Origin of the sequence: Nakamurella alba (assembly GCF_009707545.1) — a bacterium.
In the GTDB taxonomy this organism is placed as follows: Bacteria; Actinomycetota; Actinomycetes; order Mycobacteriales; family Nakamurellaceae; genus Nakamurella; species Nakamurella alba.
This window is the reverse complement of the sequence record NZ_WLYK01000002.1, coordinates 17923-44050: the sequence shown is the minus strand read 5'-3', so window position 1 is coordinate 44050 and position 26128 is coordinate 17923. Positions and strand designations below refer to the sequence as shown.

Genomic DNA, 26128 nt, shown 5'->3' with positions numbered 1-26128 from the left:
AGGAATGAATCACCGATTCAGTATAACGATCTTCAGGGTAGGCCACGGGTGAAAAGTGCTTGTCCCGCACGGAACTGGGTTCGACCAGCCCGAATCTCCTACTTGCCCTGCGGTTCGCCGTCCGCATAGACTCCGAAACGTTCACCGAGCGGGACAACCATAGGCATGGATATCCTGAAAGTGATCGGACTGTGAAGCTCTGGACGCTGCATCTGCCGAGCAGCGAAGTCAACGACGACAAGCAGGGTGCTCGGCACCCTGCGTTCCAAGGGAGACCAGCATGAGACTTCGTCGCACCCATCAACTGGCGGGACTGGCCCTCACGGCCGTGGTCCTGGCCGGCTGTTCGTCAGGGTCGGAGGCGGGGACGTCATCGTCGTCCGCGGCCGCGACCCCGACGACGGCCTCCGCCGCATCATCGGGTGGGGCCACCAGCGGACCGACCTCCAGCAGCGAGGCCACCTCGACCGGTGGTGCCACCTCGAGCGAGGCGACGAGCAGCGCCACCACGCCCGCCGAGATCACCTGCGAGCCGGCGTCGCCGCTCGACGGCGAGTTCGTGATCGGCGCCGTGCTGCCGCTGTCCGGGCCGCTCGGCGCCGTCGGGTCGAACATCCTGCTCGGCATGCAGGCCGAGGCCTGCCTGCTCAACCAGGACGGCGGCATCCTCGGCCAGAAGGTGGTCATCGAGACCCGGGACTCCGCCGGGGACGGGCAGCAGGCGGTCACCGCGATGCGAGACCTGTTGGCGGGCGGCACCGTTGACGCGGTGATCCCCGACACCATCGGCCCGATCACCGCCGCAGTGCTGCCGCAGGTGACCGAGGCGGGCCTGCTCGGGGCGACCGCCGCGGGATCCAGCGGCGTCGGCGACAAGGCAGACTTCCCGACCAACTTCCAGTTCGCGCTGCTGCCCGCCCAGCAGACGAAGATGATGCTGGCGGCCGCAGCCGGCACCGGTGCGACGAAGATCGGCATCGTCGGTCTGGACGACGACACCGGGCGTGGCTACGCGGATCTCATCCAGTCCTCCGCCGCCGAGTTCGGTCTCGAGGTGGCCGGCGAGCCGCAGTTCCTGGACGGCGCGGCGACCGACTACACGGCGCAGCTGCAGGTGCTGCGGGACGCCGGCGTCGAGGTCATCGTCGGCAACCTGTTCGGTGCGCCGATCGGCGTGCTGTCGCAGGGTCTCGTCGACCTGGGATGGTCGGACGCGAAGATCATGGGCACGCCCGGGTTCGGGTCCAGCCCGGTGGACCAGCTGGTGCCGAAGGAGGCCTGGGGGCAGGTCTTCTGGGCCAGCCCGCCGGCCGGTTGCTTCGGCCCCGAGGGTCTGAGCTCGACCCAGCAGGCTTTCGTCGCGGCGGTGAAGGCCACCGGCGGCGAGCTGAAGGCGATGCTCGGTTCCGCGGTGGGATCGGACATGCTCACCGGTATCGACTACGCCTTCGAGAAGGCCGGCTCGATGGATTCGGCCGCCGCCATCACCGCCATGGAGGGCATGAACGACGACCCGGCCGCGACCGATCTGCCGTGGCTGTTCTTCGGCGGTCAGGGACCCAAGTTCTCCGGCGAGTTCCACACCACGGAGAATGTCGACACCGCTGCACTCACCTGGGTCTGCCACGTCGGCGATCCGCAGAGCGGCGCATTCCCCGGAGAACCTCTCAGCACCTCCTGATCGACAGCACGGCAGTTCCGCACGCAGAGGTCACCACTGTTCGGAGGCATCGATGCCCAGCTTGCAGTCCCTGCTCACGGCCCTTGTCTCCGGGCTCGGGATGGGAAGCGCCTACGCCCTTGTCGCGCTCGGCTTCACCCTCGTCTTCTCGGCCACCGGCTATTTCCATCTCGGTGTGGCGGCATTCGTCACCCTGGGATCGGTCGGTGCCTACGTGGGTGTGGTCGGGCTCGGCATGGGCTGGGGGCTGACCATTCTTCTCGTCCTCGTGGTCGGTGCGGTCGGCGGTGCGCTCACCGAGCTCATCACCGTCCGGCCGGTCCGCAACCGCACCAAGAACGACCGGACCGCCGTCATGTTGACGACGATGGGCTTTCTCATCGCGGTCGACAGCATCGCGGCATTGTGGTTCGGCTCGGAGAAGCTGCGGGTCCCTTCGTACTGGGACGGTGAACCGTTCCAGCTGGGCAGCGTCCCGGTGCGGAGGGTCTTCGCGGTGATGATCGTGGTGATCGTCGTGGTGGCGGTCGCGCTCGACATCGTGCTGCGCCGGACGTCCATGGGCCGCATCCTGCGGGCCGCCCACGACGACCCGCAGGGGATCGAGCTGATGGGCGTCAACTTCCAGCGGACGATCCTCATCTCGTTCGCCCTCGCCGGGGCGTTCGGCGTGCTGGCCGGCCTGCTGATGAGCCCGGTGACCTTCTCGTCGGCCTTCGTCGGGTTCGACCTGTTGCTCTACGGGTTCGCCGCCATGGCGATCGGCGGATTCGGAAGTTTCAAGGGGGCCATCATCGGCGCGTCCGCGATCGGCATCGTCGTCGCGATGACCCCGCTGTTCGTCACTCCGGCGGCCATCAACCCGCTGGTGCTGCTGCTCGTGGTCGTCGTGCTGATGATCAGGCCCACCGGGATCCTCGGCCTCGCCGAGGTCCGGAAGATCTGACCGAGGACGGGATGTCGTGGTCGTGAAGAACCTGCACCTGGCGGCGGCCGGGCCGTACGTGAGGACCCTTGCGGTGCTCGCCGGCATCGCCGCGCCGTTCCTGGTGGCGTCGAACGTGGCGTTCCAGATCCAGCTGATCATGCTCTACGCGACGGCCGCGCTGGCGATGTTCATCTGCATGGAGATCGCCGGCGAGTTCATGGTGGGCCACGTGGTCGTGGTGGCCGTCGCGGCGTACATCACCGCGTGGTTCAACGTGAAGGGCGGGGTCCCGCCGTGGTGGACCCTGCCGCTCGCGATCGTCGCCGGCGCAGTCGCTGTGCTGATCCTCGGACTGCCCGGGATCCGGCTCTCCGGCTTCTATCTCGCGCTGTTCTCGTTCTTCGCGGTGCTGATCATCCCGGACATCACCCGGCTGTCCCGCGGCGTCACCGGCGGCGAGTTCGGGCTCAGCGGCGTCGGGAAGCTGTCGCTGTTCGGGACCGATCTGGGCACGATCGGCACCTACTTCCTCTGCCTGGTGGTGGTGGTCGGGGCCTACCTGTACACCCGCAACATCCTGCGGACCACCTGGGGCACCCGGCTGATGGCGCTGCGCGACTCCCCGCAGGCGCTGCAGGCCGCCGGTGTCCCGCTCACCTCGACGAAAGCGATCGGGTACCTGCTGTCGTCGTTGCCGGCCTCGGTGGCCGGCTGGCTGATCGTCTTCGTCAACGGCGTCGTCTTCCCGGGTCTGTTCTCGCTGAGCCTGGTGATCGTGCTGCTCGGCGCCGTGGTGGCCGCCGGTCGCAACATGGCCGGGGCGGTCCTCGTCGGCACCGCGATCTTCGCCGGGTACGGCCAGTTCGTCGGCCCGTTCAGCGAGTGGAGCCGGCTCGGGCTCGGCATCGTGCTGCTGCTGGTGATCATCATCGCGCCGTCCGGGCTGAGCGCGTTGGTGGGGCGCAGGCGGTTCCGCCGGACGGGTCCGGCCGACCCGGACGACGCGGCCGACGGCTTCCTCGACGACGCCGACGAAGTGCCCGGCGAGGAGTCGGCCGCCGGCGAACTCGGCGGACCGGCCGGCCGGACCGCCGGACTGGTGGTCGAGCACGTCTCGAAGTCGTTCGGCGGCAACCTCGCCCTCGACGACGTGTCCTGCGAGTTCCGGCCCGGTCGCATCGTCGGCCTGGTGGGCGCCAACGGATCCGGCAAGACGACGCTGGTCAACGTGATGACCGGGTTCCTGCCCGCCGACAGCGGCACGGTCAGGCTGGGGGAGGTGGCGTTGCTCGGCATGGCGCCGGCGGCGATCGCCCGGCAGGGACTGACCCGCACCTTCCAGATCCCGCAGCTGGTCGACGACCTGACCGTGCGCCGGAACCTGGAGATCGGGCTGCTGCGCCGATCGAGCGACTCCGCCGCCGCCCTGCTGGTGGGCCGCAACGCCGCCCTGCAACGCCGGCGGGACGCGGAACTGCAGCCGGTGGTCGACATCCTGCGGCTGGCCCCCTCGCTGCTCGACAAACCCGCCGGTGCACTGTCCCTCGGTATGAAGCGGGTCATCGAGATCGGCCGGGCACTGGCCACCGGGGCGACCGTCTTCTGCCTGGACGAACCCGCGGCCGGCCTGGACGAGGCCGAGATCGAGCGCCTCGGCCGAGCGCTGCGCAACGTCGCGCGGGCCGGCCGGACGGTGGTGCTGATCGAGCACCACATGCGCTTCGTGGTCGAGGTCTGCGACGACATCCTCATTCTCGACCGTGGACGGGTGCAGACCTGGGTGCCCGACGTGGCACAGCTGGACCGGTTGCCGGATTCCCTCCGCACGCACATGGCCTGAAGGAAGGTACGACGTGAGCAGCATCCGGGTGTCCGGGCTCAGCGCCAGGTACGGGCAGGCCCGTGCCCTGGTGGACGTCGAGGTCGACGTCCACAAGGAGGAGATCGTGGCCATCCTCGGGCACAACGGAGCCGGCAAGTCGACCCTGCTGAAGTCCATCGCGCGGGTGCACCGCGAGGCGCGGGGCACCATCGAGATCGGCGGCCGGTCGGTCGTCGAACTGCGGCCGAACGCCGTTGCCGCGATGGGGGTGTCGCTGGTCCGCGAGGGCGCACCGGTCTTCACCCACCTGACCGTCGAGGAGAACCTCAAGCTCGGCGCCCGGCTCGGGCGCCGCCGTGGCCGGGATGCCGCGGCGATCGAGGACGCCTTCGAGTGGTTCCCGATGCTCGGCGAGCGCCGGCACGCCATGGCCGGGGTGCTCAGCGGCGGCCAGCGGCAGATGCTCTGCCTGTCCCAGGCACTGGTCTCCCGTCCCGACGTCCTGCTGCTCGACGAACCCTCGGCCGGCCTGGCCCCGTCGATGACCGAGGCGGTGTTCCAGGCGATCCAGAAGCTCTGCCGCACCGGCGTGGCCGTGCTGCTGGCCGAGCAGGACATGCGCTGGGTCGAGGGTTTCGCCTCCCGGTACTACGTGATCGAGACCGGTCGGGTCGCGGAGTCCCGACCCCTGGGTGCGGGCCTGCCGGGCCCGGACCTGCTCGCCGAGGAGGTCACGGCCGCCGGGCCGCCGGCGTTCCTCACCGACGAAGGACGGGGTGGACAGCAATGAGCACGACGCTCTCCGGGATCGCCGGCCACGACGAGATCTGGGGCGGCGCCCGGCCCGGGACGCTCGCCGGCCTGCTGGCGGCCGGTCGCACCGGCCGGGCGGACACCGAGGCGGTCGTCGTCGACGACGACCGCCGCAGCTACGCCGAGCTGTCCGCGGCGGCCGTCGGGATCACCGGTGCGCTGGTCGGTCTCGACGTGCGGGCGGGTGATCGGGTCGGCCTGCTCAGCGCCAACACCGTCGAGTTCGTCGAGGCCCTGTTCGGCATCGCACTGGCCGGAGCGGTCGCGGTGCCGCTGAGCAACCGGATGTCTGCCGACGAGCTGCGGTACGCGGCGGAACTGACCGGGATGCGCGTCCTGCTGGTGGCCGGCGGCGGGTGGCGGCACGACGACGACGCCGCGCGGCTGGTGGGCGAGGCGTTCGGGGCGGGCGATGCGGGCGCGCCGCGGGACATCGTCTGGTTGGACCGGGTCGGATCGGCCGGACACCCGCTGATGGCCGATCTGCGTGCGGACGTCGCCCCGGGTGTGCCCGACGAGGTCGCCGTCCGGGCCGCCGCGGTGTCGCCGGACGACATCGCGGTGATGGTCTTCACCTCCGGCACCGAGTCCCGACCGAAGGCCGTCATGCACTCGGGCCGGGCCATCGGCGGTACCGCGCTGGCCCGCTGGCAGCAGGGCCTGCACCACGAGCCCGGTGACCGGGTCTGGATCCCCACACCGCTGTGCCACACCGCCGCACTCGTCTTCATGCTCGGCGCTCTCGGGTCCGGCCTCACCTTCGTCACCTCCCGCTGGTTCGACGGTCCGACGGCCGCGCGGCTCGTCGAGCGCGAGCGCTGCGTGACCCTCTGGCCGCAGTTCCCGGCCGTGCTGCAGGGCCTGGAGGACGCCGTCGCGGGGTCCGACATCGACTTCGGGCACGTCCGCCAGGTGGCCGTGGTCGGCACCCGCGCGGCCTTCGACCAGGGCGAGCGGCTGTTCCCGAACGCCGCCATCCTCTCCGGCTACGGATCGACGGAGCTCAACGCCTTCATCTCCTGCCCGGACCTGTCGGGGGACAACGAGAGTCGGATCGGGACCTCCGGGCGGCCGTTCGACGGGATCGAGGTCGCGGTGGTGGATCCGGTCACCGGTACGACGCTGCCCGACGACGTCGAGGGCGAGATCGTGGTCCGCGGCAGCTGCCTGTTCCTGGGGTACTTCCGGAACCCCGAGGCCACGGCCGCCGCGATCGACGCCGACGGCTGGTTCCACACCGGCGACATGGGTGTGCACCACGCCACCGGCACCTTCGCCTGGACCGGGCGGCGCAAGGAGCTGCTGAAGGTGGGCGGGATCAATCTGGCACCCGCCGAGATCGAGGCGATGCTGCTGACGGTCCCGGGCACTCGTCAGGCCGCGGTGGTGGGCCTGCCGGACGCGAAGCTGGACGAGGTCCCGGTGGCGTTCGTCGAGAAGTACCCGGACACCGAGCTGACCGAGTCGGAGCTGCTCGCCGCCTGCCGGACGGCGATGGCCTCCTACAAGGTGCCCAGGCACGTGTGGTGGGTGGAGCCGGGGGACTGGCCGATGTCACTGACCAAGGTGGACAAGAAGGTGCTCGCCGTGCGCGCCCTGGAGCTCGCGGCGCGGACCGGGGTGTCCTCGTGATCACCACCGAGGCGCCCTGCGAGGTCATCGACGTCCATCACCACGTGGCCGAGATCGAGGGTCTGGTCGGTGCTCGCAACACCGGCACCCGGGCGGCGGACCCGGTCGACGCCCGTATCGCCTACCTCGATGCGCACGGCATCGCCGGGGCGATCATCTCGCCCTCGTCGGTCGGCGTGCACAGCACCACCGCGCCCCGGCTGAACGACCAGGCGGCCGCCTACCGTGATCTCGCCCCGGACCGCTTCCTCGCCGCTCTGGGCACCGTCGACCCGCTGGACGTCGACGCCGCGCTCACCGAGATCGACCGCGCAGTCACCGAACTCGACGTCCGCGGCTTCACCTGGCATCACCACTTCCAGGGCACGGTGATCAACGACCCGCGGATGGAACCGCTGTTCGCGCGGCTGCAGGAGCACCGGGTGCCGGCCTTCGTGCACATCCTCGCCGAGTCCTTCCTGGAGGAGCCGTGGCGACTGCAGGTGCTGGCCGACAAGTTCCCGGAGCTGGACATCGTTGCGCTGGACGGCTTCTCGTCCGGGCCGCAGGCGGGTCAGATGCCGGAGCTGGCGCGCCGCTGCCCCAACATCACCTTCGACACCGGTGTGTGCATCTCCGTGGCGCACGGGCTCGACCGGTTCATCGACGCCGTCGGACCGGAGCGACTCGTCTTCGGGTCGGACTTCTACTCCGCGCCACGGATGTTCGCGCTGCCGTTCCCGCTGTACGAACTGCTCAACCTCGGGCTGGACACCGACACCCTGACGAAGGTGCTGGGCGGCAACATCCGTACCCTGCTGCGGCTGGGCTCCTACGAGCCCGCGGTACCGGCCGATGTCGGCTGAACCGGCCGAGAGGCAGTCCACGGCACCGGTCCCGACCTCTGCCGTGGTCAACACGGTGACCGGGACGGTACCGGTCACCGAGCTCGGCACGACCCTGGTGCACGAGCACGTCTTCTTCGGGATGGACGGCGTGCACCTGGACGCGCGCCGTGCGGTCGACGAGGCCGACACCTGTGCCCGTGCGGTGGACCAGCTCCGCCGGGCGGCCGCGCTGGGGCTGCGGACGATGGTGGACGCCACGCCCATCGAGATGTACCGCCGACCGCTGCTGCTGCGCCGGGTGGCGGAGGCCGCCGGGGTCCAGATCGTCTGTGCCACCGGGCTCTACACCGCCTCGCACGGCGTGCCCGGGTACTTCCGGCACATGGCGACCGAGCAGCTCCGGGACCATTTCGCCGGCGAGATCACCGACGGCATCGGGCACACCGGGATCCGGGCCGGAGTGCTGAAGGTGGCGACCTCGCCCGGTGGGATCGTCCCGGTCGAGGAGAAGATCCTGACCGCCGCAGCCGGCGCGCAGCTCGCCACCGGCGTGCCGATCGTGACCCACACGTCCGGCTCGTCCGGGGTGGAGCAGCTCGAGGTGCTGCTGCGGGCCGGGGTCGATCCGGGCCGCGTCGTGGTCGGGCACCTGGACCACCGGCGGACTCCGATCGCGACGTTCCTCCGGATCCTGCGCCTGGGCGCCTACGTCGGTCTCGACCGGGTTGGGCGGGACGTCTTCCTGCCGGACAGCTTCCGGGCGGGCCTGGTGGCCGCCATGGTGCGTGAGGGGTTCGAGAGCCGGATCTGCCTGTCGATGGACTCGGCGGTGTCCTACGTGGGCGAGGACAACTCGCTCGTCGACGGCGCCGCGCCCGCCTACACGGAGGTGCTCGACGGCTTCCGGTCCACGCTGGCGCAGTTCGGGGTCGGTGGCGACGTCGTCGACCGGATCCTCACCGACAACCCGCGCCGGCTCTTCACCCCCACAGGTGCGGAATGAGACCAGGTCGACGTCCGGAACGCATTGCCCGGTGAACAGTATAATGGTAAGCAGAGTAGGTGGCCCGCTGGGCGCGCCGCTCGCACCTCGAGGAGGAGGGCACATGTCCGATCGCTTCCCGATGCCGCCGTACCCGCAGGGCTGGTACGTGGTCGCGCATTCCGCGGAGATCCCGGTGGGTCAGGTCGTGCCGCTCCGTCGGTTCGGCCAGGAGCTGGTCGCCTACCGGGGGGAGAGCGGCGAGGTGCGGGTGATGGACGCGCACTGCCCGCACCTCGGTGCGAACATCGGCTACGGCGGCATGGTCCGCGGTGACGACATCGTCTGCCCGTTCCACCACTGGCGGTTCGACCGGGACGGCCGCAACGTCGACATCCCGTACCGCGACACGTTCAACCGGCGCGCGCAGCTCCGTGCCTGGCCGGTCGACGAGAGCAACGGTACCGTCATGGTCTGGCTCGGTCACGAGGACGAGCAGCCGACCTGGCAGGTCCCCCGGCTGAAGGAGCTCGACGACGAGGCCTACCTGCCGCCGATCCCCGGGCAGTCCTACACGATCCGCACCCACGTGCAGGAGATCATCGAGAACGTCGTGGACATGGCGCACTTCCGCTACATCCACGGGGTCAAGGGCTTTGGTGCCCTGGAGGTCGTCGAGGACGGCCCGATGCTGCGCGCCACCGCCGCGATCACCTTCGGCACCCCCCGCGGTCTGGTCGACGGGTACATCGAGAACGAGGTGTGGGGGCTGGGTGTCAACTTCAACCGGCCGGTCGGCCTGATCCCGACGTGCGCCATCGCCACGCAGACGCCGATCGAGGACGGACTCGTCGACTTCCGCTACACCTTCATCGTGCCGCGCAAGCCCGGCACCGACGAGCCGTCGAACGCGTCGAAGTCGTTCATGAAGGACTACCACTTCCAGATCGAGCAGGACATCCCCGTCTGGGAGCACAAGATCTACCGGGAGAGCCCGAAGCTCGCCCGCGGCGAGGGTGCGGTCGCCGACCTGCGCCGGTGGGCGTCCCAGTTCTACGCCAAGGCGGACGCATGAGCGCCGCCGGCGGGGATCTCGCGACCGACAACGGGTTCCACGAGCCGGCGCCCCAGTCCGTCGCGGCGCGGGGCGGCGAGCGGCGGGTCTGGACCCACCTGTTCATCGAATTCGCCCTGTCCGGCGACGAACGGCAGCTGCTCGACGAGCGGCTGGCCGCCGCCGGAACCAACCTGCCGCAGATCGTCGTCGACGCGCTGGCCGCCTACGTGCCACTGGACACCGGCGCGGTCGAGGAGTCCACCGGCGCGCCGGAGGGCGGTGACTTCGCATGAACGAACCCGAACAGGTGCTGCTGGTCGAGAAGGACGACCGTATCGGGCGTATCGTCTTCAACCGGCCGGACCGGCTGAACACCTTCACCCCGGCGATGTTCACCGCCTACCTCCGCGCGCTGGACGAGCTGGAGGCGGACGACGACATCCGGGTCATCATCGTCAAGGGCGCCGGCCGCGGGTTCTGCGCCGGCTGGGAACTGCAGCCCGGCAGCGACAACCGGGTCGAGCGCGGCTTCTCCGAGGACCTGCTCGACATGGACCGGGTGAGCGACGGCACCCTGCGGCTCTGGCGCTCGCCGAAGGCGACCATCGCCCAGATCCAGGGATTCTGCATCGGCGGCGGCCTGCAGTTCGCGATGTGCTGCGACCTGGTCTACGCCACCGACGACGCGGTGATCGGCCAGCCGGAGGCGCGGTCGATGGGGCTGGTGCCGGACATCGGCCTCTGGCCGTTGACGATCAACATCCGGCGGACCAAGGAACTCGTGATGTGCGGCGACAACATCACCGGGCGGGAGGCCGCGGAGATGGGCATGATCAACGCCTCCCGGCCCGCCGACCAACTCGAGGAGTACGTCGAGTGGATGGCGCGCCGGTTGTCCAGCCTCGACACGGAGACCATCGCGCTGCAGAAGCTCGCGATGAACCAGCTGGCGGATCTGCAGGGGCTCACCACGATGATCGGCATCGGGAAGTCCAACGATCTCATCCAGCACAAGCAGCGCGGACGTGCCGCGTTCGCGGAAACGGCCAAGCAGGACGGGATCCGGGCGGCGCTGCGCAAGCGCGACGACCCCTTCGGCGGCGTCGGCGTGGCGCAGTCCACCGCCTGGGAGGCGTTCCGCCGCAGCACGGCCGCGACGACGGAGGAAACATGATCGACCTGACGGATCGGGTGGCGCTGGTGACCGGCGCCGGACAGGGACTCGGACGGGCCCACGCCCTCGCCCTCGCCGGGCGGGGCGCTGCGGTGGTCGTCAACGACGTCGGCCGGACCGAGGACGGTGCCAGCACGGCCGAGGCGGTCGTCGACGAGATCCGCTGGGCCGGCGGTCGGGCGATCTCCGACCGGTCCGACATCAGCACGGCGGACGGGGCGGCGGCCCTGGTGGCCGCGGCGATCGCGGAGTTCGGCCGGCTCGACATCCTCATCTGCAACGCCGGTATCGTCCGCGACACGTCGTTCGTCAAGATGACGCAGGACCAGTGGGATGCGGTGCTGAGCGTCCACCTCGGCGGCACCTACCAGGTGATCCGGGCGGCCTGGAGCGGGCTGCGGGCCCAGGGCTACGGCCGGGTCGTGGTGACGACCTCGGCGTCCGGGCTGTACGGCAGCTTCGGGCAGGCGAACTACAGCGCCGCCAAGACGGCGCTGCTCGGCCTGATGAACACACTGTCGATCGAGGGCGCCAAGAACGACATCCGGGTCAACGCGATCTCGCCGGTCGCCACCACGGCGATGACCGAGGCCTTGATGACACCGCAGATGCGGGAGGCACTGGATCCGGGCTACGTGTCGCCCGCGGTGGTCTACCTCGCCTCGCAGGAGTGCCGGCTCAGCAGCGCGATCCTGCACGTCCGTGGCGACGAGTACGCCGCGGTCCAGCTGTTCCAGTCGAAACCGGTGAGCTTCGGCCGCAAGCCCACTCCGGAGGAGTTCGAGTCCAGCCTCGAAACCCTGCTGGACTTCACCGATTCCGTCCCGGGCGCCGAGGCCTGGGCCAACCGCGTCCGGTAGCCGCACTGCGGTGACCGCACTGCGGTGACCACACTGCGGTGACCACGCCCGGCCGCCCGGACCCGGCCGACCGGACCACCGTGCCCGCTCCGTTCGGGCGGGCACGGGTGCCGGGCCGTGCCGTACTGCCACGACGCGGAGCGCACTACAGCGGTGCGACGGCACTCGCCCCGGGGGTCGACCGACCCCCAGGGCCGACACATCGAGCTACCGGCACATCGAGCAACTGGCACATCGAGCAACTGACACATCGAGCAACTGACACAGGGTGGTGCAGGAACATGCGTGACGTCTTCGTCGTGGATGCGGTCCGGACGCCGATCGGGCGCCGCCGCGGCGGTCTGGCCGAGGTGCATCCGACCGACCTCGGGGCCGCGGTGCTGTCCGAGTTGGTCGACCGTTCGGGGGTGGACGCGGACCTGGTCGAGGACGTGATCTTCGGCTGCGTCACCCAGGTCGGTGCCCAGGCGAGCAACGTCGCGCGGGTGGCCTGGCTGTCGGCGGGCCTGCCGGTGCACGTGCCGGGCGTGGTCGTCGACCGTCGTTGCGGCTCCGGCCAGCAGGCGGTCGACTTCGCCGCCAACGCGATCCGGGCGGGCCAGCAGGACATCGTGATCGCCGGCGGCGTCGAGTCGATGAGCATCGTGCCCATCGGTAGTGCTGCCCGGTGGGGGACCGAGCACGGGGCCGGGGTCGCGTACGGCGGGGCGGGATGGATCGCCCACCACGGCGACGCCGAACCGTCCCAGTTCGTCGCCGCCGACGAGATCGCGCGGCGCTGGGACGTGACCCGGGAGGAGATGGAGGCGTTCGCCGTCGAGTCGCACCGGCGTGCGGTGCACGCGATCGACGCCGGGTACTTCGACCGCGAGATCGTCCCGGTGGCCGGTGTCACCCGGGACGAGGGCCCGCGCCGCGACACCTCGTCGGAGAAGATGGCGGCCATGCCGCCGCTCCTGGACGGCGGGCTGATCACCGCGGCCCTGTCCAGCCAGGTCAGCGACGCGGCGAGTGCGCTCCTGCTGGCGTCGCAGGACGCCGTCGAGAAGTACGGCCTGGTGCCGCGCGCCCGCATCGTCGCCTCGGCGGTCGTCGGCTCCGACCCGGAGCTGATCCTGACCGGGCCGATCACCTCGACACCGAAAGTGCTGGAACGGGCGGGTCTCTCGATGGCCGACATCGACCTGTTCGAGTGCAACGAGGCGTTCGCCTCGGTGGTGCTGGCCTGGGCGCAGGAGACCAAGGCGCCCGCGGAGCGCACGAACGTCAACGGCGGGGCGATCTCGCTCGGCCACCCGCTGGGTGCGACCGGCGCGCGGTTGTTGACCTCGGTGGTCCACGAACTGGAGCGGACCGGTGGCCGGTACGGCCTGGTGACCATGTGCGAGGGCGGCGGCACCTCGAACGCGACCGTGCTGGAGCGGGTGTCATGAGTCCGGTGGCCGATGCTGCTCGTCCAGGCGAACGGAGTGAGGCGTGAGTACCGTTGTACCGCAGGATGTCCCGACTGCCGAGGCGCTGTCCGGCGCGCTCGCCGTTGCGAACATCCCGTCGTTGCTGATGGTGTTGCACCAGCTGACCGGCGACGAGCGCTGGCTGCAGGATCCGTACCGCCCGACCCGTACCCGCGGGCAGGACGACCACGACACCGGTGGCCTGGACCCTGCGGTCCAGCAGGAGATCCGGGATGCCGCCGGGGTGGCCCTGGCGGCCTGGTACCAGGGGGCGCCGGCGGCCGTCCCGGCACCGGATGTGGAGCATCTGCAGCGCATGATGCAGGTGTGCGTGGCCGAGGACGTACCGGTCGAGTACGCCCGGATGGGCCGTGTCGTCATGGGTTTCGAGGATCCGGCCGACGACGCCGAGGCCGCCGCACCGGCCGGCACCTCCAGCGGGCCGCGGGATCCGGGGACCGTTTCGGCGATCATCGTCGGCGCCGGGGTGTCCGGGATCGTCGCCGCCAAGGAGTTCCTGGATCGTGGCATCCCGTTCACCATCCTCGACAAGAACGCGGGTTTCGGCGGCACCTGGTTCGAGAACGTCTACCCGGGTTGCGGCGTCGACACCCCCAGTTATCTCTACTCGTTCACCTTCGCGCCACGCTCCTGGAACCGCTACTTCGCCCGTCGCCCCGAGGTCGCCGAGTACATGTCCTCGGTCGCCGAGGGGCTCGGTCTGCGGTCCCGGACGGTGCTGGGGGTGGAGGTGGTAGGGGCGGAGTTCGACGGGGCCTCCGACACCTGGACGGTGACCGGTCGGGCGGTGGACGGTACCGAAACACAGTACCAGGCAACCATTCTCGTCGCGAGCACCGGGCTGTTCAGTCCGCCGAAGGTGCCGCAGCTGCCGGGTGCCGCGGAGTTCACCGGACCTGCCTTCCACAGCGCCCGGTGGCCGGAGGGCCTGGACCTGGCCGGCAAGCGGGTCGCGGTCATCGGCAGCGGCGCGAGCGCGATGCAGGTCGTGCCGGCGATCAGCACCGGCACGGCCGAGGTGACGGTGTTCCAGCGGACGCCGCAGTGGATCATCCCGATGGAGAAGTACTTCGACGACGTCGACGCCGAGGTGCACCGCCTGATGGAACAGGTGCCGTTCTACCACGTCTGGTACCGGTTCCGGCTGGTCTGGATGTGGAACGACAAGATCCATGCGACGTTGAGGATGGACCCGCAGTGGCAGGGGTCCCCGGCGGCGGCCAACAAGGTCAACGACCGCACCCGGCAGATGATGACCGGTTACATCGAGCAGCAACTCGCCGGGCGGCCCGACCTGTTGGCGAAAAGCGTCCCGGAGTACCCGCCGTTCGCCAAGCGGATCCTGATCGACAACGGTTGGTACCGCTCGCTGCTGCGGCCGAACGTCACCCTGGTCGCCGAGTCGGTCGCCGGGCTCGACGCCGACGGCGTGGTGACCTCGACCGGTGACCACCATCCGGCCGACGTCGTCGTCTACGCCACGGGTTTCGAGACCGACCGGTACCTGCACCCGATCCGGGTCCTCGGCCGGGGCGGCGCGGTGCTGTCCGAGGTGTGGAACGGGACCGACCCCCGGGCGTACCTGGGGATGACCGTCCCCGGGTTCCCCAACCTGTTCCTGATGTACGGGCCGAACACCAACCCGCCCGGCGGCAGCTTCATCTACATCGCCGAGTGCCAGGGGCACTACATCGGCACGATGGCGTCGATGATGCTCCGGGACGGCATCTCCGCCGTCGAGTGCAAGCCCGAGAGGTACGAGACCTACACGGAGCAGGTGGATGTCGCGGCGGCCGGCCTGCTGTGGAGCCATCCGCGGGTGGCCAGCTACTACAAGAACGCCTTCGGCCGGGTGGTGACGAACTCGCCGTGGCGGGTCGTCGACTACTGGCACATGACCCGGCACCCGGATCTCGCCGACTTCGACTGCAGCACCGCGGGTGCGCCCGCGAACCGGCCGGCGGCCGGCTGACGCACCCACGACGCCCGACCGACCAGGACCGGGCTGGACAGAGCTGGAAGGAGCGAGCGGTGACAACACTGACCGGAGCCACGGTGCTGGTCCGTCAACTGCTGGCGGAGGGGGTCGAGCACGTCTTCGGCAACCCCGGCACCACGGAGCAGGCCTTCGTCCGCGAGGTCGCCCGGACACCGGAGCTGACGTACGTGCTGGGTCTGCAGGAGTCGATCGCCGCCGGCGCGGCCGACGGGTACGCCCGGGCCGCGGGCCGCCCGGCGTTCCTGCAACTGCATGCCGCCGCCGGGGTGGGGAACGCGCTGGGCATGTTGTACTCCGCACAGGTCGGCCGGGCACCGATGGTGGTCTACTGCGGGGAACCCGCGACCACGCTGAGCGAGCTCGAGCCGATCCTGTACGGGCGGCCGGCGAGCATGGCGAAGGAGTTCGTGAAGTGCGCCGTGCGCGTCGACGACGTCGCCCAGCTGGCCACCCTGACCCGGCGGGCGTTCAAGATCGCGGCCGAGGCGCCGACAGGTGTGGTGATGCTGTCCGTCCCGCAGAACGTCCTGGACGACACCGTCGAGATCGACGACGAGGCAGGCTTCTTCGCGAGCTCGCGGATCGACGTCCGGACCGTCCCCGCCGCCGAGGTCGTGGAGGACCTGGCCTGGCGGCTGCTCACGGCGCAGCGCCCGGTGCTGCTCTGCGGTGACGGGGTCGCCCGGTCCGGGGCCGCGGACGCCGTCGTCGCCCTGGCCGAGCAGATCGGTGCGCCGATCTTCGACGTCAGCAGCTCGGAGCTCACCGTCCCGTCGACGACCCCGCTGTTCCAGGGCGGCCTCAACATGCTGTCCGACCGGAGCATCACCCGGGACCTGGATCCCTTCGACGTCCTCGTCGGTCTCGGCGCGAGCTTCTTCCCGCTGATCAACGTCAGCGGTGCCGCGCTGATCCGCAGCGACCAGCAGTTCGTCCAGATCGACCCGGACGGCTGGGAACTCGGGAAGAACCGCCCGGCGGACCGGCTGATCCGCGCGGACATCCCCGGCACGCTCCGGCTCATCGGCGCGGCGATCGACCGGGTCGCCGGCCCCGACTTCGGTACGACGGCGGCCGCGCGCACCGCCGATGTCGTCAGCGCCCGGCAGGAACGGGACAAGCGCTTCGTCGCCGCGCTGGAGGGCCGGGGCGCCCGGGGCGCAGGGATGACACCACTGGAACTGGCCTCGGTGCTGGCGGAGGTGCTGCCACCGGAGGTGATCCTGGTCGACGAGTCGGTGAGCATGACCGGCACCGTGCAGCAGGTGGTGCCGCGGACGATTCCCGGCAGCGTCCTGCGGGCCCGGGGCGGCGGTCTGGGCCAGGGGATGCCCACCGCCATCGGCGCGCACCTCGGTAGCGGCGGCCGGCGGGTGGTGGCCGTTGTCGGCGACGGGGCTTCGATGTACACCGTGCAGAGCCTGTGGACCGCGGCCCGGCACGGCGTGCCGGTGGTCTTCGTGATCTGCAACAACGGCAGCTACCACATCCTGAAGAAGAACATGCAGTACTACCAGAACGGTGCTCCGGCGGAGGAGACGTTGCCGTACGACCTCATGCCGGCGATCGACATGGTCGCGCTGGCGGCAGGTTTCGGTGTCGAGGGCGAGGTGGTCGACTCCGCCGACGCGCTCCGCAAGAGTCTCGGCGCCGCGCTCGAACGGCCGGGCCCGTCCCTCATCGATGCCCGCGTGAGCACCCCCGAATGACCACCGTCACCGACGTCAGGAAACGACCATGAGCACTGCCGGGTCACCGCCGGCCGAGTCCCCGCCCGCCGGGCCGGACGTCCTGCTGGACGTCACCGACGGCGTCGCCGTGATCACCCTGAACCGGCCGGCCCGGGGCAACGCGGTCACCGCGGCCATGGGCGCGCGCTACATCGACGTGCTGGCCGAGGTGGAGGCCGACACCGCGGTGCGGGCCGTCGTGGTCACCGGATCCGGATCGGCGTTCTGCGCCGGCGCCGACCTGACAGCGGTCCAGGGGCTCGCCGACGGCGAGGGGGCCGGCGCGGGTTCGAGGGTGGACGCCGCCAGCCTGGTCGGGTCCTACCTCCGGCCGCTGCTGATCCCGAAGCCGTTCGTCGCGGCGATGAACGGCGCCTGCGCCGGTGTCGGGCTGGCCGTCGCCATGGCCTGCGACATCCGCATCTGTGCCGAGAAGGCCACCATCACCTCGTCCTTCGCCCGGCTGGGCCTGGTGGCCGAGTTCGGGTTGTCGTGGATCCTGCCGCGGATCGTCGGGGTCTCCGCGGCGACGGACGTCCTGCTCTCCGGCCGCCGGTTCAAGGGTGACGAGGCGCGCTCGATGGGTCTGGTGAACGAGGTCCGGCCGCAGGAGGACGTGCTGGCGCGCGCCGTCGAGTACGCCCGCGACCTCGCCGCGAACTGCTCGCCGGCGTCCATGGCCCTGATCAAGGGCCAGATCCACGGGGACCTCGACTCCTCGCTCGAGGACAGCTATCTCGGCGCCGTCGGCATGATGAAGGAGTCCTTCGGCAGGCCGGATCTCGCCGAGGGCGTGGCCGCGTTCAAGGAGCGCCGGGCGCCCCGGTTCGCGGCGCTGACCGCCGACGTGGTGGAGCGCGCACAGTCGTTGCGGGCCGCGGGATCCCGGTGAGTACCGTCGGCCGCCGCCGGTGACGGACAGCGGGGCGGACGGTGCGCCGGCCGGCGGGTGGGTCGCCGGCCGGCGGCTCGCCGGCAAGCGGATCGCCATCTCCGGGTCGTCCCGTGGCCTCGGCCGGTCGTTCGCCATGGCGTTGGCGGCCGAGGGTGCTGCGGTGGTGGTGAACGGCACCGACCAGGTCGCCGTCGACGGCGTCGTCGCCGAGATCCGTGCGGCCGGCGGCACTGCCGTGGCGGTGACGGGGTCGGTGGCCGACGACGCGGTCGCCGAGCGGATCGTCGCGGCCTGCGTCGGCGAGTTCGGCGGCATCGACGTCGCGATCACCAACGCCGCGGTGGCCCGGGACCGCACGCTGCTGAAGGCCACGGTCGAGGAGTTCGACGAGAGCATCGCGGTGAACCTGCGCGGGACCTGGTCGGTGTGCCGCCACGCCGCCCGCGCCATGGTGGACCGCGGCGGTCACCTGCTGCTGGTCCCGTCGGCGGCCGCGCTGACCGGCAGCTACGGCCAGTCGTCGTACGTCGCCTCCAAGGGCGGCGTGTTCGCCCTGATGTACACGCTGAACGAGGAACTCGCCCGCTACGGGATCCGGGTGAACGCCTTCGGCCCCACGGCGGCGACAGGGATGACCGCCGGCCGGATCGCGGTCATCGAGGCACGGGCACGGTCCGAGGGACGTCGCGCCCCGGAGCCGCGGGACCTCGGGTTCGGGTCCCCGGACGAGGTCGCCCCGGCGGTGGTGTACCTGTGCAGCGACCGGGCACGCGCGCTGACCGGACAGTTCGTCCGGTTCAACGGTCGTCGACTGGCCCTGTGGCGGCACGCGGGGGAGTCGGTGGTCATCGACCGTGAGCGGTGGGACGCCGATCTGATCGCCGACAACTTCCCGGCCCGGCAGGAACCGGTGTGGCGGCTGACGCCCGGGGCCGCGGTGTCCGTGGCCGATGCCCTCGGACCGGTGGCAGGAGAGTCCCACCCGGCCTGACGGGATCGGGGTCAGTTGGACAGCTGCGAGATGAGGGTCGCGACACAGGCCGGCTTCCCGGCGCCCTCGAGCTCGACCACGACCGAAAAGGTCACCCGGTAGCTCATGCCGGGCGAGAGCTCCTGCAGTTCTTGGACAGTCACATGGCCGCGGATCCGCGACCCGGCCGGCACCGGGGTGATGAACCGGACCCGGTCCAGGCCGTAGTTCACCGACCGCCGGGTCAGCACCGTCACATCGATCACCTCGGCGACGAACCGGGGGACCAGCGTCACGGTCAGCAGGCCGTGGGCGATCGGCCGGTCGCACGGCCCGTCCGCGGCGGCCCGCACCGGGTCGACGTGGATCCAGTTGTGGTCCCCGCTCACCTCGGCGAAGGCGTCGATCAGGTCCTGCGAGATCGTCCGCCACCCGCTGGTGCCGACCAGCGTGCCGACGCCGGCGCGCAGCTGTGCCATGTCCAGGGTCATCGGGATCCTCCAGGTGCTTCGGCGTCTCAACGGCTCCGACGGCCGGTCGGTGGGGCCCAAGGGCTCCACCGGCCGGCCGGCGTGGCGGGCGTCGATCGGTCGGGCGATCAGTTGAGCAGGGCGACCTGGGTGTCCCGCTTGCCGCGGAACGGGTTGCGGCCGTGCATGGTGATGATGTTGTCCACCACCATGACATCGCCGCGCTGCCAGGGGAAGGCCACGGTGTGCCGGTCGAGGACGTCGTAGATGGCGTCGATCTGGCGCGCGGAGATCTGGGAGCGGTTGCCCAGCAGCGTCTCGTAGGGCCGGACCCGGTCCCGCGGGTAGTACTCGAAGAAGAGCGCGAGGTTGGTGGCGCCGTACGTCCGCAGGGTCATCGACTGGGCATGCAGCTGGTTGAACCAGAGCGGTGCGTCCAGGGTCGGGTACTCGATGAAGCCCGGCGCCAGGAACTCGGTGGTCAGGCTGCCGTCAGGCTCCCACGTCAGAGCGAGGTTCATGTCCTTGCAGAACTGCTCGATGTGCGCCGGGTCGTCCGTACCGAAGGCATCCGGCCAGGGCTTGTGGATCGCGTCGAGAGTCGGGTGGTGCTCCCAGGAGTCGCTGGGTGCGCGGAAGTTGCGCCGGTAGAGGATGCCGTGCTCGCGGACCGCCTCCACGAGCTCGGCCGGCAGCTCTGCGGAGATCTTCCGCATGTCACCGATGATGGTCTCCCCGCCTTCCTCCGCGGGCAGGTTGCTGAAGAAGGCGAGCCGGCCGGGCCAGCGGGAGAGGTAGGCCATCTCCTGGTGCAGCGGGATGATGACATCCGGTGGCAGTGCGGTCGCCTCGTAGACGTCGGCGTCGATCGCCGCGCGCTTGGAGGCCCCCGCCGTGTAGGTCAGATCGGCGAAGCCGTAGTCCGCGACGAAGGCCCGGAAGTCCTTCGAGTCGCCGATCGCGAAGTCGCGGAAGACCAGCGCGCCGTGCTCGACGAGGAGCTCGTCGAGGGTGGCCCGGTGGGACTGCAACCACTGCTGCGCGGCAACGGCCGACGACCGCAGGTCGTCGTCCTGTGCCAGGACGAACAGTGGGAGTCCGTCGTCCCCGGGTCGCAGCAGCGTGGTCACCCCCGGTCCCAGATCTGCTTGCAGGACTGTCGGTCCGGTCATACGTGCACCTCCGTTGGTGGGTGTATTCGGGATAAGAGTAGTGACAGTAACGAGACTTGTCAGTAGCCTGGGCAGGAACTTCGAAGATGTCATCGACGATGTCAAACAGGGCCCCGGCCCGGAAGGGGAGTACCGATGTCAGTTCCCGAGGAACCGGCCACGAGCACCCGGGAGGTCGTGCCGGGATTCGCCGATCTGCTTCCACCGCAACGGTCCTCCGTCGAGGAGGAGCGCGCCTACCGCAAGCAGAGCCTGGCCGATGCGCTCCGGTTGCTCGCGATGCACGGGATGAACCAGGGGGCCGCCGGCCACATCACCGTGCGGGACCCGGGCGATCCGACCATGTTCTGGGTCAATCCGCTGTTGAAGAACTTCGCGCTGATGACTCCCGAGGACCTGCTGCTGGTCAACGAGAAGGGCGAGGTGGTCGAAGGATCCGGCCCGCTCAACCGGGCGGCCTTCGCGATCCACTCGCGCATCCATCGCGCCCGCCCCGATGTCCACGCCGCCGCGCACTGCCATTCGGCCTACGGCGAGGCGTGGTCCACGCAGCGGCGACTGCTGACGGCGCTCAGCCAGGACAGCTGCGCCTTCTTCGAGTGCCACGGTCTGTACGACGACTACACCGGTGTGGTCCTTGATCTCGGGGAGGGTGACCGGATCGCGGCCGCGCTCGGGAGCGGCAAGGCGGTGATCCTCCGCAACCACGGGCTGCTGACCGTCGGCCGGTCCGTCGAGGAGGCCGCCTGGTGGCTGATCGCGATGGAGCAGGCCTGCCAGGTCCAGCTGCTCGCCGAGGCCGCCGGCAAGGCCTGGGCCATCGACGACGACATGGCCCGGCTCACCGCCGGTCAGGTCGGGGACCCGGCGGCGGGTGAGTTGCAGTTCGCCCATGCGCTCCAGGTCCTGCCGCCGTTGCCGCCCCGGAAGGCTTGACGAGAATCATCTCCCGACAACGGCTGTCGGCCGGACGCAGGTGCGCCCGGCCGACCGCCGGTCGGTGACCATCCAGACATCAGAGACGGCCATCGCAGTGGTGGCCGTCGACACCGACGGCTGGCCGCCGTCGGTCGACATCCCCGGAGGTGGAAGACGTGGTTCCGACGATCGTCGAGGGCCCGGAAGGTGCGCGTGGTCTTGTCGGCCGGCACCTCGGATACAGCGAGTGGGTGGAGATCACCCAGGACCAGGTCGACCGGTTCGCGGACGCCACCGGCGACCACCAGTGGATCCACGTCGACGTGGAGCGGGCGAAGCGGGAGAGCCCGTACGGCGGCCCGATCGCCCACGGGTACCTGACGCTGTCGCTGATCCCGCAGCTGCTGCCGCAGATCCTGCGGATCGACGGGTTCCGGATGGGGGTCAACTACGGCTCGGAGCGGATGCGTTTCCCCGCGCCGGTGCCCGTGGGCAGCCGGGTCCGGGCCGGCGCGACGATGGAGGCGGTGACGGAGGTGCGCGGCGGCATCCAGACCGACCTCGTCGTCACCGTGGAGGTCGAGGGCAGCGAGAAGCCCGCGCTGGTCGCCACCATCGTCTTCCGGCGATTCGTCTGAGGTCGGCGATCGGCCGGGCGCCGGACGACGGCGGAGATCCGATGGAGACGACCGAGATCCGTTACCAGGTGGCCGATCGCATCGCGACGATCACCCTGGACCGCCCGGAGCGGCGCAACGCGTTCACCACGACGATGGCCGCCGAACTGGTGGCCGCCTTCACCGCCGCGGATGCCGACGACGAGGTGCGGGTGGTGGTGGTGACCGGGGCCGGCGGCGCGTTCTGCGTCGGCGCCGAGCTCCGGCCGACCGGGGGCACCTTCGACCGGCCACCGGACCACGCTGCTGCCCGGGACACCCGGGGGACCATCGGCGGCGTCCGCCGGGACGGCGGCGGGACGGTGTCGCTGGCCATCGCCGCGATGCGCAAGCCGGTCATCGCCGCGCTCAACGGTTCCGCGGTCGGCGTCGGCCTGACGATGACCCTGCCGATGGACATCCGGATCGCCGCGGACGACGGGAAGTACGGATTCCCCTTCGTCCGCCGGGGGATCGCGCCGGAGGCCGCCTCGGGCTGGTTCCTGCCCCGCGTCGTCGGGATCGGCCAGGCCATGGAATGGGTGGCCACCGGGCGGATCTTCGACGCGGCGGAGGCATTGCGCGGGGGGCTGTTCTCCCGGATCGTGCCTCCCGACCAGGTGTTGCCGGTCGCCTACGGGATCGCCTCCGACATCGCCGTCAACACCTCGGGTGTCGCCTCGGGTGCGGCCCGGCAGCTGCTGTGGTCGATGCTGGGCGCGGCCTCTCCGTGGGACTCGCACCGGTGGGAATCGGCGGCGCTGCGGGAGCTCGCCGCCGGACCGGACGTGCAGGAGGGCGTCGCGTCGTTCCTGGAACGCCGCCCGCCCCGGTTCGCCGCCCGGCTGGGCCCCGGCGGGGTCGCCGGGGTGCCGCGCTGGCCACAGCCGCCCGCCGACGTCGACCCGCCGCCCTGACGGGTGCGTGTGCGGAAGGGGCGCATGTACAGTGCAATCTGTGATCATGAATACGAGCATTTTGGCCACTCCGGCAGTGAGGCCGACCGACCTCGCCCGGAGCGGCCCGACAGTCGGGAGCAACGTGCGCGCCACGCATGACGAGGTGGACCTGCGGCTGACCGTGGCCGCGCGGCGTACCGGCGCGGACGGTGTGGTGGTGCTGGAGCTCCGCGATCCGGACGGCGCCGACCTGCCTTGGTGGTCGGCCGGTGCGCACATCGACCTGAACCTGCCGGACGGCATGATCCGGCAGTACTCCCTCTGCGGCGACCCGTCCGATCGTGGGGTGTGGCGGATCGGGGTGCTGCGGGAGCCGGTCGGTCGCGGTGGCTCGGCGTACGTCCATGACCACCTCGGCGAGGGCGACATCGTCGATGTGCGCGGTCCGCGGAACAACTTCCGGCTGGAGGACTCTCCCCGGTACCTCTTCATCGCCGGCGGGATCGGCATCACCCCGATCCTGGCCATGGCCCGCGCCGCGGACGCGGCCGGCGCAGACTGGTCCCTGCACTACGGCGGCCGCACCCGGGACTCGATGGCCTTCACCGAGGAGCTGGCCGCACTTGACGCACCCGAGGGTCGCAAGGTCAGCCTGCATCCGCAGGACGAGGTCGGGCTGCTGAACCTGGCAGCGATCCTCGGCGACCCGCGACCGGGTACGAAGGTGTACTGCTGCGGGCCGGAACCGCTGCTCAAGGCCGTGGAATCCGCCTGTGCCGCTTGGCCTTCCGGCACCTTGCACGTCGAACGGTTCGCCCCAAAGGAACAGGGCGCGCCGGTGCTGTCCGGCTCGTTCGAGGTGGAGCTGACGCAGTCGGGCCGGGTGCTGACGGTCCCGCCGGACCGGAGCATCCTCGAGGTGGTCGAGGAGGCGGGCCTGCACGATCTGTCGTCGTGCCGGGAAGGCACCTGCGGCACCTGCGAGACCCCGGTGCTGGACGGCATCGTCGATCACCGCGACTCGATCCTCACCGACGAGGAGCGCGCGGCCAACGACACCATGTTCATCTGTGTCTCCCGGGCCGCCTGCCCCCGGTTGGTGCTCGACCTCTGAGCCGGTGCGCGATCAGCGCCAGCCGTACCGCTCCCGCAACGCCCCGGCCACCCGGTCGTAGGCGGCGCGCGGCAACGCCGCGGCCTCGCGGCGCATGCCGGCGGGATGGACCCGCAGCACCCGGTCGATGGCCACCCAGCTGGGACGGTGCTCGCCGTCCCAGGCGCCCGCTCCGACCGGCACGAAATCGCTGTCCCCGTCGTGGTTCTTGCTCGTCAGCTGGACGGCGAGGACGGTGCCCGAGGTCTCGGCGGCGACCACCAGCACCGGCCGGTCCTTGCCGCGGCCGTCGTTCTCCTCGTAGGGCACCCAGGTCCAGACGATCTCGCCGGGGTCCGGGGCGCCGTCGGTGGCGGGGGAGTAGCTCATCCGCACCGCGCCGATCCGGTGCGGGTCCACCTCCACCGTGGCGTCCGACCCGCCGTGGCCGGGCGAGGGCAGTGCGCCGGTCCCTGCCGGTTGCGCGGTGGACGGGCGCTGGGTGGACGGGCGCTGGGTCGACGGGGGCTGGGTGGACCGGCGCGGTCGGGCGGTGCCTGATCCGGGCCGTCCGGCGCCCGGCCGGGCATCCTGCCGGCCGTCCTTCTGCGGTCGGGTCAGCCGGCTGATGACGGGGGCGACCGCCTTGAGCAGATCGGAGAAGAAGGCCACCCGGTCACCCTAGAACCAGACGGATCGGGCGAGCAGACGGCGTCGGACAGCGGAAGTCGCTGGTGGACAGGACCCGCAGCAGGCAGAATGGAGGTGTGCAGATGCCGAGCCGCCGATTTCCCGAGCCCGTTCCGGGCGCTCGGGGAGGTCGCTGACCGCAGTCACCTGCGGCAGAACGCGGATCGCACGCGGATCGACACCAGGACGTCCGGACCGGGCCACTAAGGTTGTCAGGTCCCGCACGGTCCCGGAAGGTCCCCATGTCCTCAGCACTGCCCCTCGCGCCGCTCGACCCCACGGACGCCGCGGCCGTCGACGCCGCCGTCACCGCCGCGCTGGCCGCCTTCGCCGCCGCCACCGACCTGGACCAGCTCAAGGCCGCTCGCCTCGCGCACGCCGCCGACAAGTCGCCCATCGCACTGGCCAACCGCGCCATCGGCGCGCTGGGCAAGGCGGAGAAGGCCGCGGCCGGCAAGGTCGTCGGCAGCGCCCGCGGCCGGATCAACGCCGCGTGCAGCACGCGCGAGGCCGAGCTGGTCGCGGAACGGGACGCCCAGGTGCTGGTGGCCGAACGGGTGGACGTGACCCTGCCCGCCGACCGCCGGCCGACCGGTGCCCGGCACCCGATCTCGACGATGATGACGCAGATCGGCGACATCTTCCTCGGCATGGGCTGGGAGATCGCCGAGGGCCCGGAGCTGGAGCCGGAGTGGCTGAACTTCGACGCGCTGAACTTCCCGCCGGACCACCCGGCCCGCGCCATGCAGGACACCTTCTACGTCGCCGGCCGCGACGGCGGTGCCGAGTCCGGCCTGGTGCTGCGCACGCACACCTCCCCGGTGCAGGTGCGCAGCATGCTGCACCGCGAGCCGCCGATCTACGTGATCTGCCCGGGCCGGGTGTACCGCACCGACGAGCTGGACGCCACCCACACCCCGGTGTTCCACCAGGTGGAAGGCCTGGCCATCGACAAGGGCCTGACCATGGCCCACCTGAAGGGCACCCTGGACCATTTCGCCCGGGCGGTGTTCGGCCCGAACTCGCGCACCCGGCTGCGCCCGTCGTTCTTCCCGTTCACCGAGCCGAGCGCCGAGATGGACGTCTGGTTCGAGGGCCGCAAGGGCGGTCCGGGCTGGGTCGAGTGGGGCGGCTGCGGGATGGTCGACCCCAACGTGCTGATCGCCGGTGGGATCGACCCGGAGGTCTACACCGGGTTCGCCTTCGGCATGGGCATCGAGCGCACGCTCCAGTTCCGCCACGACATCGCCGACATGCGCGACCTGGTGGAGGGTGACGTGCGGTTCACCGCCGCCTTCTCCCGGCCCGCCGCCCCGGCCGGCACCACCACCGCCGGCACCACCATGACCGACAGCACCACCGACACCAGCAAGACGGAGATCTGA

24 protein-coding genes are annotated in these 26128 nt (G+C 70.8%); 21 read left to right on the top strand and 3 right to left on the bottom strand.

Going from position 1 to position 26128, the window contains the following annotated elements; genetic code table 11:
* Positions 1–280: 280 nt before the first annotated feature.
* The 16 genes from GIS00_RS08845 (at position 281) to GIS00_RS08770 (ending at position 18866) form a co-directional block, all read left to right on the top strand.
* Positions 281–1681, top strand: coding sequence for an ABC transporter substrate-binding protein (locus GIS00_RS08845; protein ID WP_154768097.1), 1401 nt, complete (start codon positions 281–283; stop codon positions 1679–1681).
* Positions 1682–1733: 52 nt separating this feature from the next.
* Positions 1734–2627, top strand: coding sequence for a branched-chain amino acid ABC transporter permease (locus tag GIS00_RS08840; RefSeq protein WP_196073193.1), 894 nt, complete (start codon positions 1734–1736; stop codon positions 2625–2627).
* Positions 2628–2643: 16 nt separating this feature from the next.
* A complete protein-coding gene (locus tag GIS00_RS08835) occupies positions 2644–4449 on the top strand; it encodes an ATP-binding cassette domain-containing protein (RefSeq protein ID WP_154768095.1) in 1806 nt (601 codons plus the stop codon).
* Between the two features lie 13 nt (positions 4450–4462).
* Complete coding sequence (locus GIS00_RS08830) at positions 4463–5221, top strand: ABC transporter ATP-binding protein (RefSeq protein WP_154768094.1); 759 nt, start codon at positions 4463–4465, stop codon at positions 5219–5221.
* Entirely contained in the window at positions 5218–6876 is a 1659-nt protein-coding gene (locus GIS00_RS08825) for a class I adenylate-forming enzyme family protein (protein WP_154768093.1), read from the top strand. Before GIS00_RS08830 ends, GIS00_RS08825 begins: the two co-directional genes overlap by 4 nt.
* Positions 6873–7721: an amidohydrolase family protein gene (locus tag GIS00_RS08820; RefSeq protein WP_196073192.1), complete on the top strand. Its 849-nt coding sequence runs from the start codon at positions 6873–6875 to the stop codon at positions 7719–7721. The genes GIS00_RS08825 and GIS00_RS08820 overlap by 4 nt, the downstream gene beginning before the upstream one ends.
* Positions 7711–8706, top strand: coding sequence for a phosphotriesterase family protein (locus GIS00_RS08815; protein WP_154768092.1), 996 nt, complete (start codon positions 7711–7713; stop codon positions 8704–8706). The genes GIS00_RS08820 and GIS00_RS08815 overlap by 11 nt, the downstream gene beginning before the upstream one ends.
* A gap of 103 nt (positions 8707–8809) precedes the next feature.
* A complete protein-coding gene (locus GIS00_RS08810) occupies positions 8810–9760 on the top strand; it encodes a Rieske 2Fe-2S domain-containing protein (protein WP_154768091.1) in 951 nt (316 codons plus the stop codon).
* Positions 9757–10035: a hypothetical protein gene (locus GIS00_RS08805; RefSeq protein WP_154768090.1), complete on the top strand. Its 279-nt coding sequence runs from the start codon at positions 9757–9759 to the stop codon at positions 10033–10035. The genes GIS00_RS08810 and GIS00_RS08805 overlap by 4 nt, the downstream gene beginning before the upstream one ends.
* A complete protein-coding gene (locus GIS00_RS08800) occupies positions 10032–10916 on the top strand; it encodes an enoyl-CoA hydratase-related protein (RefSeq protein ID WP_154768089.1) in 885 nt (294 codons plus the stop codon). The genes GIS00_RS08805 and GIS00_RS08800 overlap by 4 nt, the downstream gene beginning before the upstream one ends.
* On the top strand, positions 10913–11776 hold the full coding sequence (locus GIS00_RS08795; RefSeq protein WP_154768088.1) for an SDR family NAD(P)-dependent oxidoreductase: 864 nt from the start codon (positions 10913–10915) through the stop codon (positions 11774–11776). Before GIS00_RS08800 ends, GIS00_RS08795 begins: the two co-directional genes overlap by 4 nt.
* Positions 11777–12057: 281 nt before the next feature.
* Positions 12058–13209, top strand: coding sequence for an acetyl-CoA C-acyltransferase (locus GIS00_RS08790; RefSeq protein WP_154768087.1), 1152 nt, complete (start codon positions 12058–12060; stop codon positions 13207–13209).
* 43 nt (positions 13210–13252) lie between these two features.
* Positions 13253–15223 (top strand): flavin-containing monooxygenase, encoded by a 1971-nt coding sequence (locus GIS00_RS08785; protein WP_322097738.1) that lies wholly within the window; start codon positions 13253–13255, stop codon positions 15221–15223.
* Positions 15224–15282: 59 nt separating this feature from the next.
* Positions 15283–16959, top strand: coding sequence for a thiamine pyrophosphate-binding protein (locus GIS00_RS08780; RefSeq protein ID WP_196073191.1), 1677 nt, complete (start codon positions 15283–15285; stop codon positions 16957–16959).
* A 28-nt stretch (positions 16960–16987) separates the two neighbouring features.
* A complete protein-coding gene (locus tag GIS00_RS08775) occupies positions 16988–17872 on the top strand; it encodes an enoyl-CoA hydratase-related protein (RefSeq protein WP_154768085.1) in 885 nt (294 codons plus the stop codon).
* Positions 17873–17891: 19 nt separating this feature from the next.
* On the top strand, positions 17892–18866 hold the full coding sequence (locus GIS00_RS08770; RefSeq protein WP_154768084.1) for an SDR family NAD(P)-dependent oxidoreductase: 975 nt from the start codon (positions 17892–17894) through the stop codon (positions 18864–18866).
* A gap of 11 nt (positions 18867–18877) precedes the next feature.
* Here the strand turns inward: GIS00_RS08770 and GIS00_RS08765 are convergent, their stop codons facing one another.
* Together GIS00_RS08765 and GIS00_RS08760 are read right to left on the bottom strand one after the other, a co-directional pair.
* A complete protein-coding gene (locus tag GIS00_RS08765) occupies positions 18878–19336 on the bottom strand; it encodes a MaoC family dehydratase (protein ID WP_154768083.1) in 459 nt (152 codons plus the stop codon).
* Between the two features lie 107 nt (positions 19337–19443).
* Complete coding sequence (locus GIS00_RS08760; RefSeq protein ID WP_196073190.1) at positions 19444–20487, bottom strand: TauD/TfdA family dioxygenase; 1044 nt, start codon at positions 20485–20487, stop codon at positions 19444–19446.
* A gap of 135 nt (positions 20488–20622) precedes the next feature.
* Here GIS00_RS08760 and GIS00_RS08755 point away from each other — a divergent pair, with 135 nt between their 5' ends.
* The 4 genes from GIS00_RS08755 (at position 20623) to GIS00_RS27430 (ending at position 24074) form a co-directional block, all read left to right on the top strand.
* Positions 20623–21423 carry a class II aldolase/adducin family protein gene (locus GIS00_RS08755; RefSeq protein WP_154768081.1) on the top strand — a complete coding sequence of 267 codons (801 nt, stop codon included), beginning with the start codon at positions 20623–20625 and terminating at the stop codon, positions 21421–21423.
* 158 nt (positions 21424–21581) lie between these two features.
* Positions 21582–22043, top strand: coding sequence for a MaoC family dehydratase (locus tag GIS00_RS08750; protein WP_322097737.1), 462 nt, complete (start codon positions 21582–21584; stop codon positions 22041–22043).
* A 41-nt stretch (positions 22044–22084) separates the two neighbouring features.
* Positions 22085–22978, top strand: coding sequence for an enoyl-CoA hydratase-related protein (locus GIS00_RS08745; protein WP_154768080.1), 894 nt, complete (start codon positions 22085–22087; stop codon positions 22976–22978).
* A 124-nt stretch (positions 22979–23102) separates the two neighbouring features.
* Positions 23103–24074 carry a PDR/VanB family oxidoreductase gene (locus tag GIS00_RS27430; protein WP_322097736.1) on the top strand — a complete coding sequence of 324 codons (972 nt, stop codon included), beginning with the start codon at positions 23103–23105 and terminating at the stop codon, positions 24072–24074.
* Between the two features lie 12 nt (positions 24075–24086).
* On the opposite strand, the gene GIS00_RS27425 is transcribed toward GIS00_RS27430, so the two are convergent.
* Positions 24087–24515, bottom strand: a complete 429-nt coding sequence (locus GIS00_RS27425) for a type II toxin-antitoxin system PemK/MazF family toxin (RefSeq protein WP_407666824.1) — start codon at positions 24513–24515, stop codon at positions 24087–24089.
* Between the two features lie 470 nt (positions 24516–24985).
* On the opposite strand from GIS00_RS27425, the gene pheS reads away from it, so the two are divergent.
* Positions 24986–26128, top strand: coding sequence for a phenylalanine--tRNA ligase subunit alpha (pheS, locus tag GIS00_RS08730; protein WP_154768078.1), 1143 nt, complete (start codon positions 24986–24988; stop codon positions 26126–26128).

Excerpts from the sequence above, each read along its gene's own strand:
- GIS00_RS08845 (WP_154768097.1), top strand. The coding sequence starts at position 281 with ATGAGACTTCGTCGCACCCATCAACTGGCGGGACTGGCCCTCACGGCC.
- GIS00_RS08840 (WP_196073193.1), top strand. The coding sequence starts at position 1,734 with ATGCCCAGCTTGCAGTCCCTGCTCACGGCCCTTGTCTCCGGGCTCGGG.
- GIS00_RS08825 (WP_154768093.1), top strand. The coding sequence starts at position 5,218 with ATGAGCACGACGCTCTCCGGGATCGCCGGCCACGACGAGATCTGGGGC.
- GIS00_RS08815 (WP_154768092.1), top strand. The coding sequence starts at position 7,711 with ATGTCGGCTGAACCGGCCGAGAGGCAGTCCACGGCACCGGTCCCGACC.
- GIS00_RS08810 (WP_154768091.1), top strand. The coding sequence starts at position 8,810 with ATGTCCGATCGCTTCCCGATGCCGCCGTACCCGCAGGGCTGGTACGTG.
- GIS00_RS08805 (WP_154768090.1), top strand. The coding sequence starts at position 9,757 with ATGAGCGCCGCCGGCGGGGATCTCGCGACCGACAACGGGTTCCACGAG.
- GIS00_RS08800 (WP_154768089.1), top strand. The coding sequence starts at position 10,032 with ATGAACGAACCCGAACAGGTGCTGCTGGTCGAGAAGGACGACCGTATC.
- GIS00_RS08795 (WP_154768088.1), top strand. The coding sequence starts at position 10,913 with ATGATCGACCTGACGGATCGGGTGGCGCTGGTGACCGGCGCCGGACAG.
- GIS00_RS08790 (WP_154768087.1), top strand. The coding sequence starts at position 12,058 with ATGCGTGACGTCTTCGTCGTGGATGCGGTCCGGACGCCGATCGGGCGC.
- GIS00_RS08775 (WP_154768085.1), top strand. The coding sequence starts at position 16,988 with ATGAGCACTGCCGGGTCACCGCCGGCCGAGTCCCCGCCCGCCGGGCCG.
- GIS00_RS08765 (WP_154768083.1), bottom strand. The coding sequence starts at position 19,336 with ATGACCCTGGACATGGCACAGCTGCGCGCCGGCGTCGGCACGCTGGTC.
- GIS00_RS08760 (WP_196073190.1), bottom strand. The coding sequence starts at position 20,487 with ATGACCGGACCGACAGTCCTGCAAGCAGATCTGGGACCGGGGGTGACC.
- GIS00_RS08755 (WP_154768081.1), top strand. The coding sequence starts at position 20,623 with ATGTCAGTTCCCGAGGAACCGGCCACGAGCACCCGGGAGGTCGTGCCG.
- GIS00_RS08745 (WP_154768080.1), top strand. The coding sequence starts at position 22,085 with ATGGAGACGACCGAGATCCGTTACCAGGTGGCCGATCGCATCGCGACG.
- pheS (WP_154768078.1), top strand. The coding sequence starts at position 24,986 with ATGTCCTCAGCACTGCCCCTCGCGCCGCTCGACCCCACGGACGCCGCG.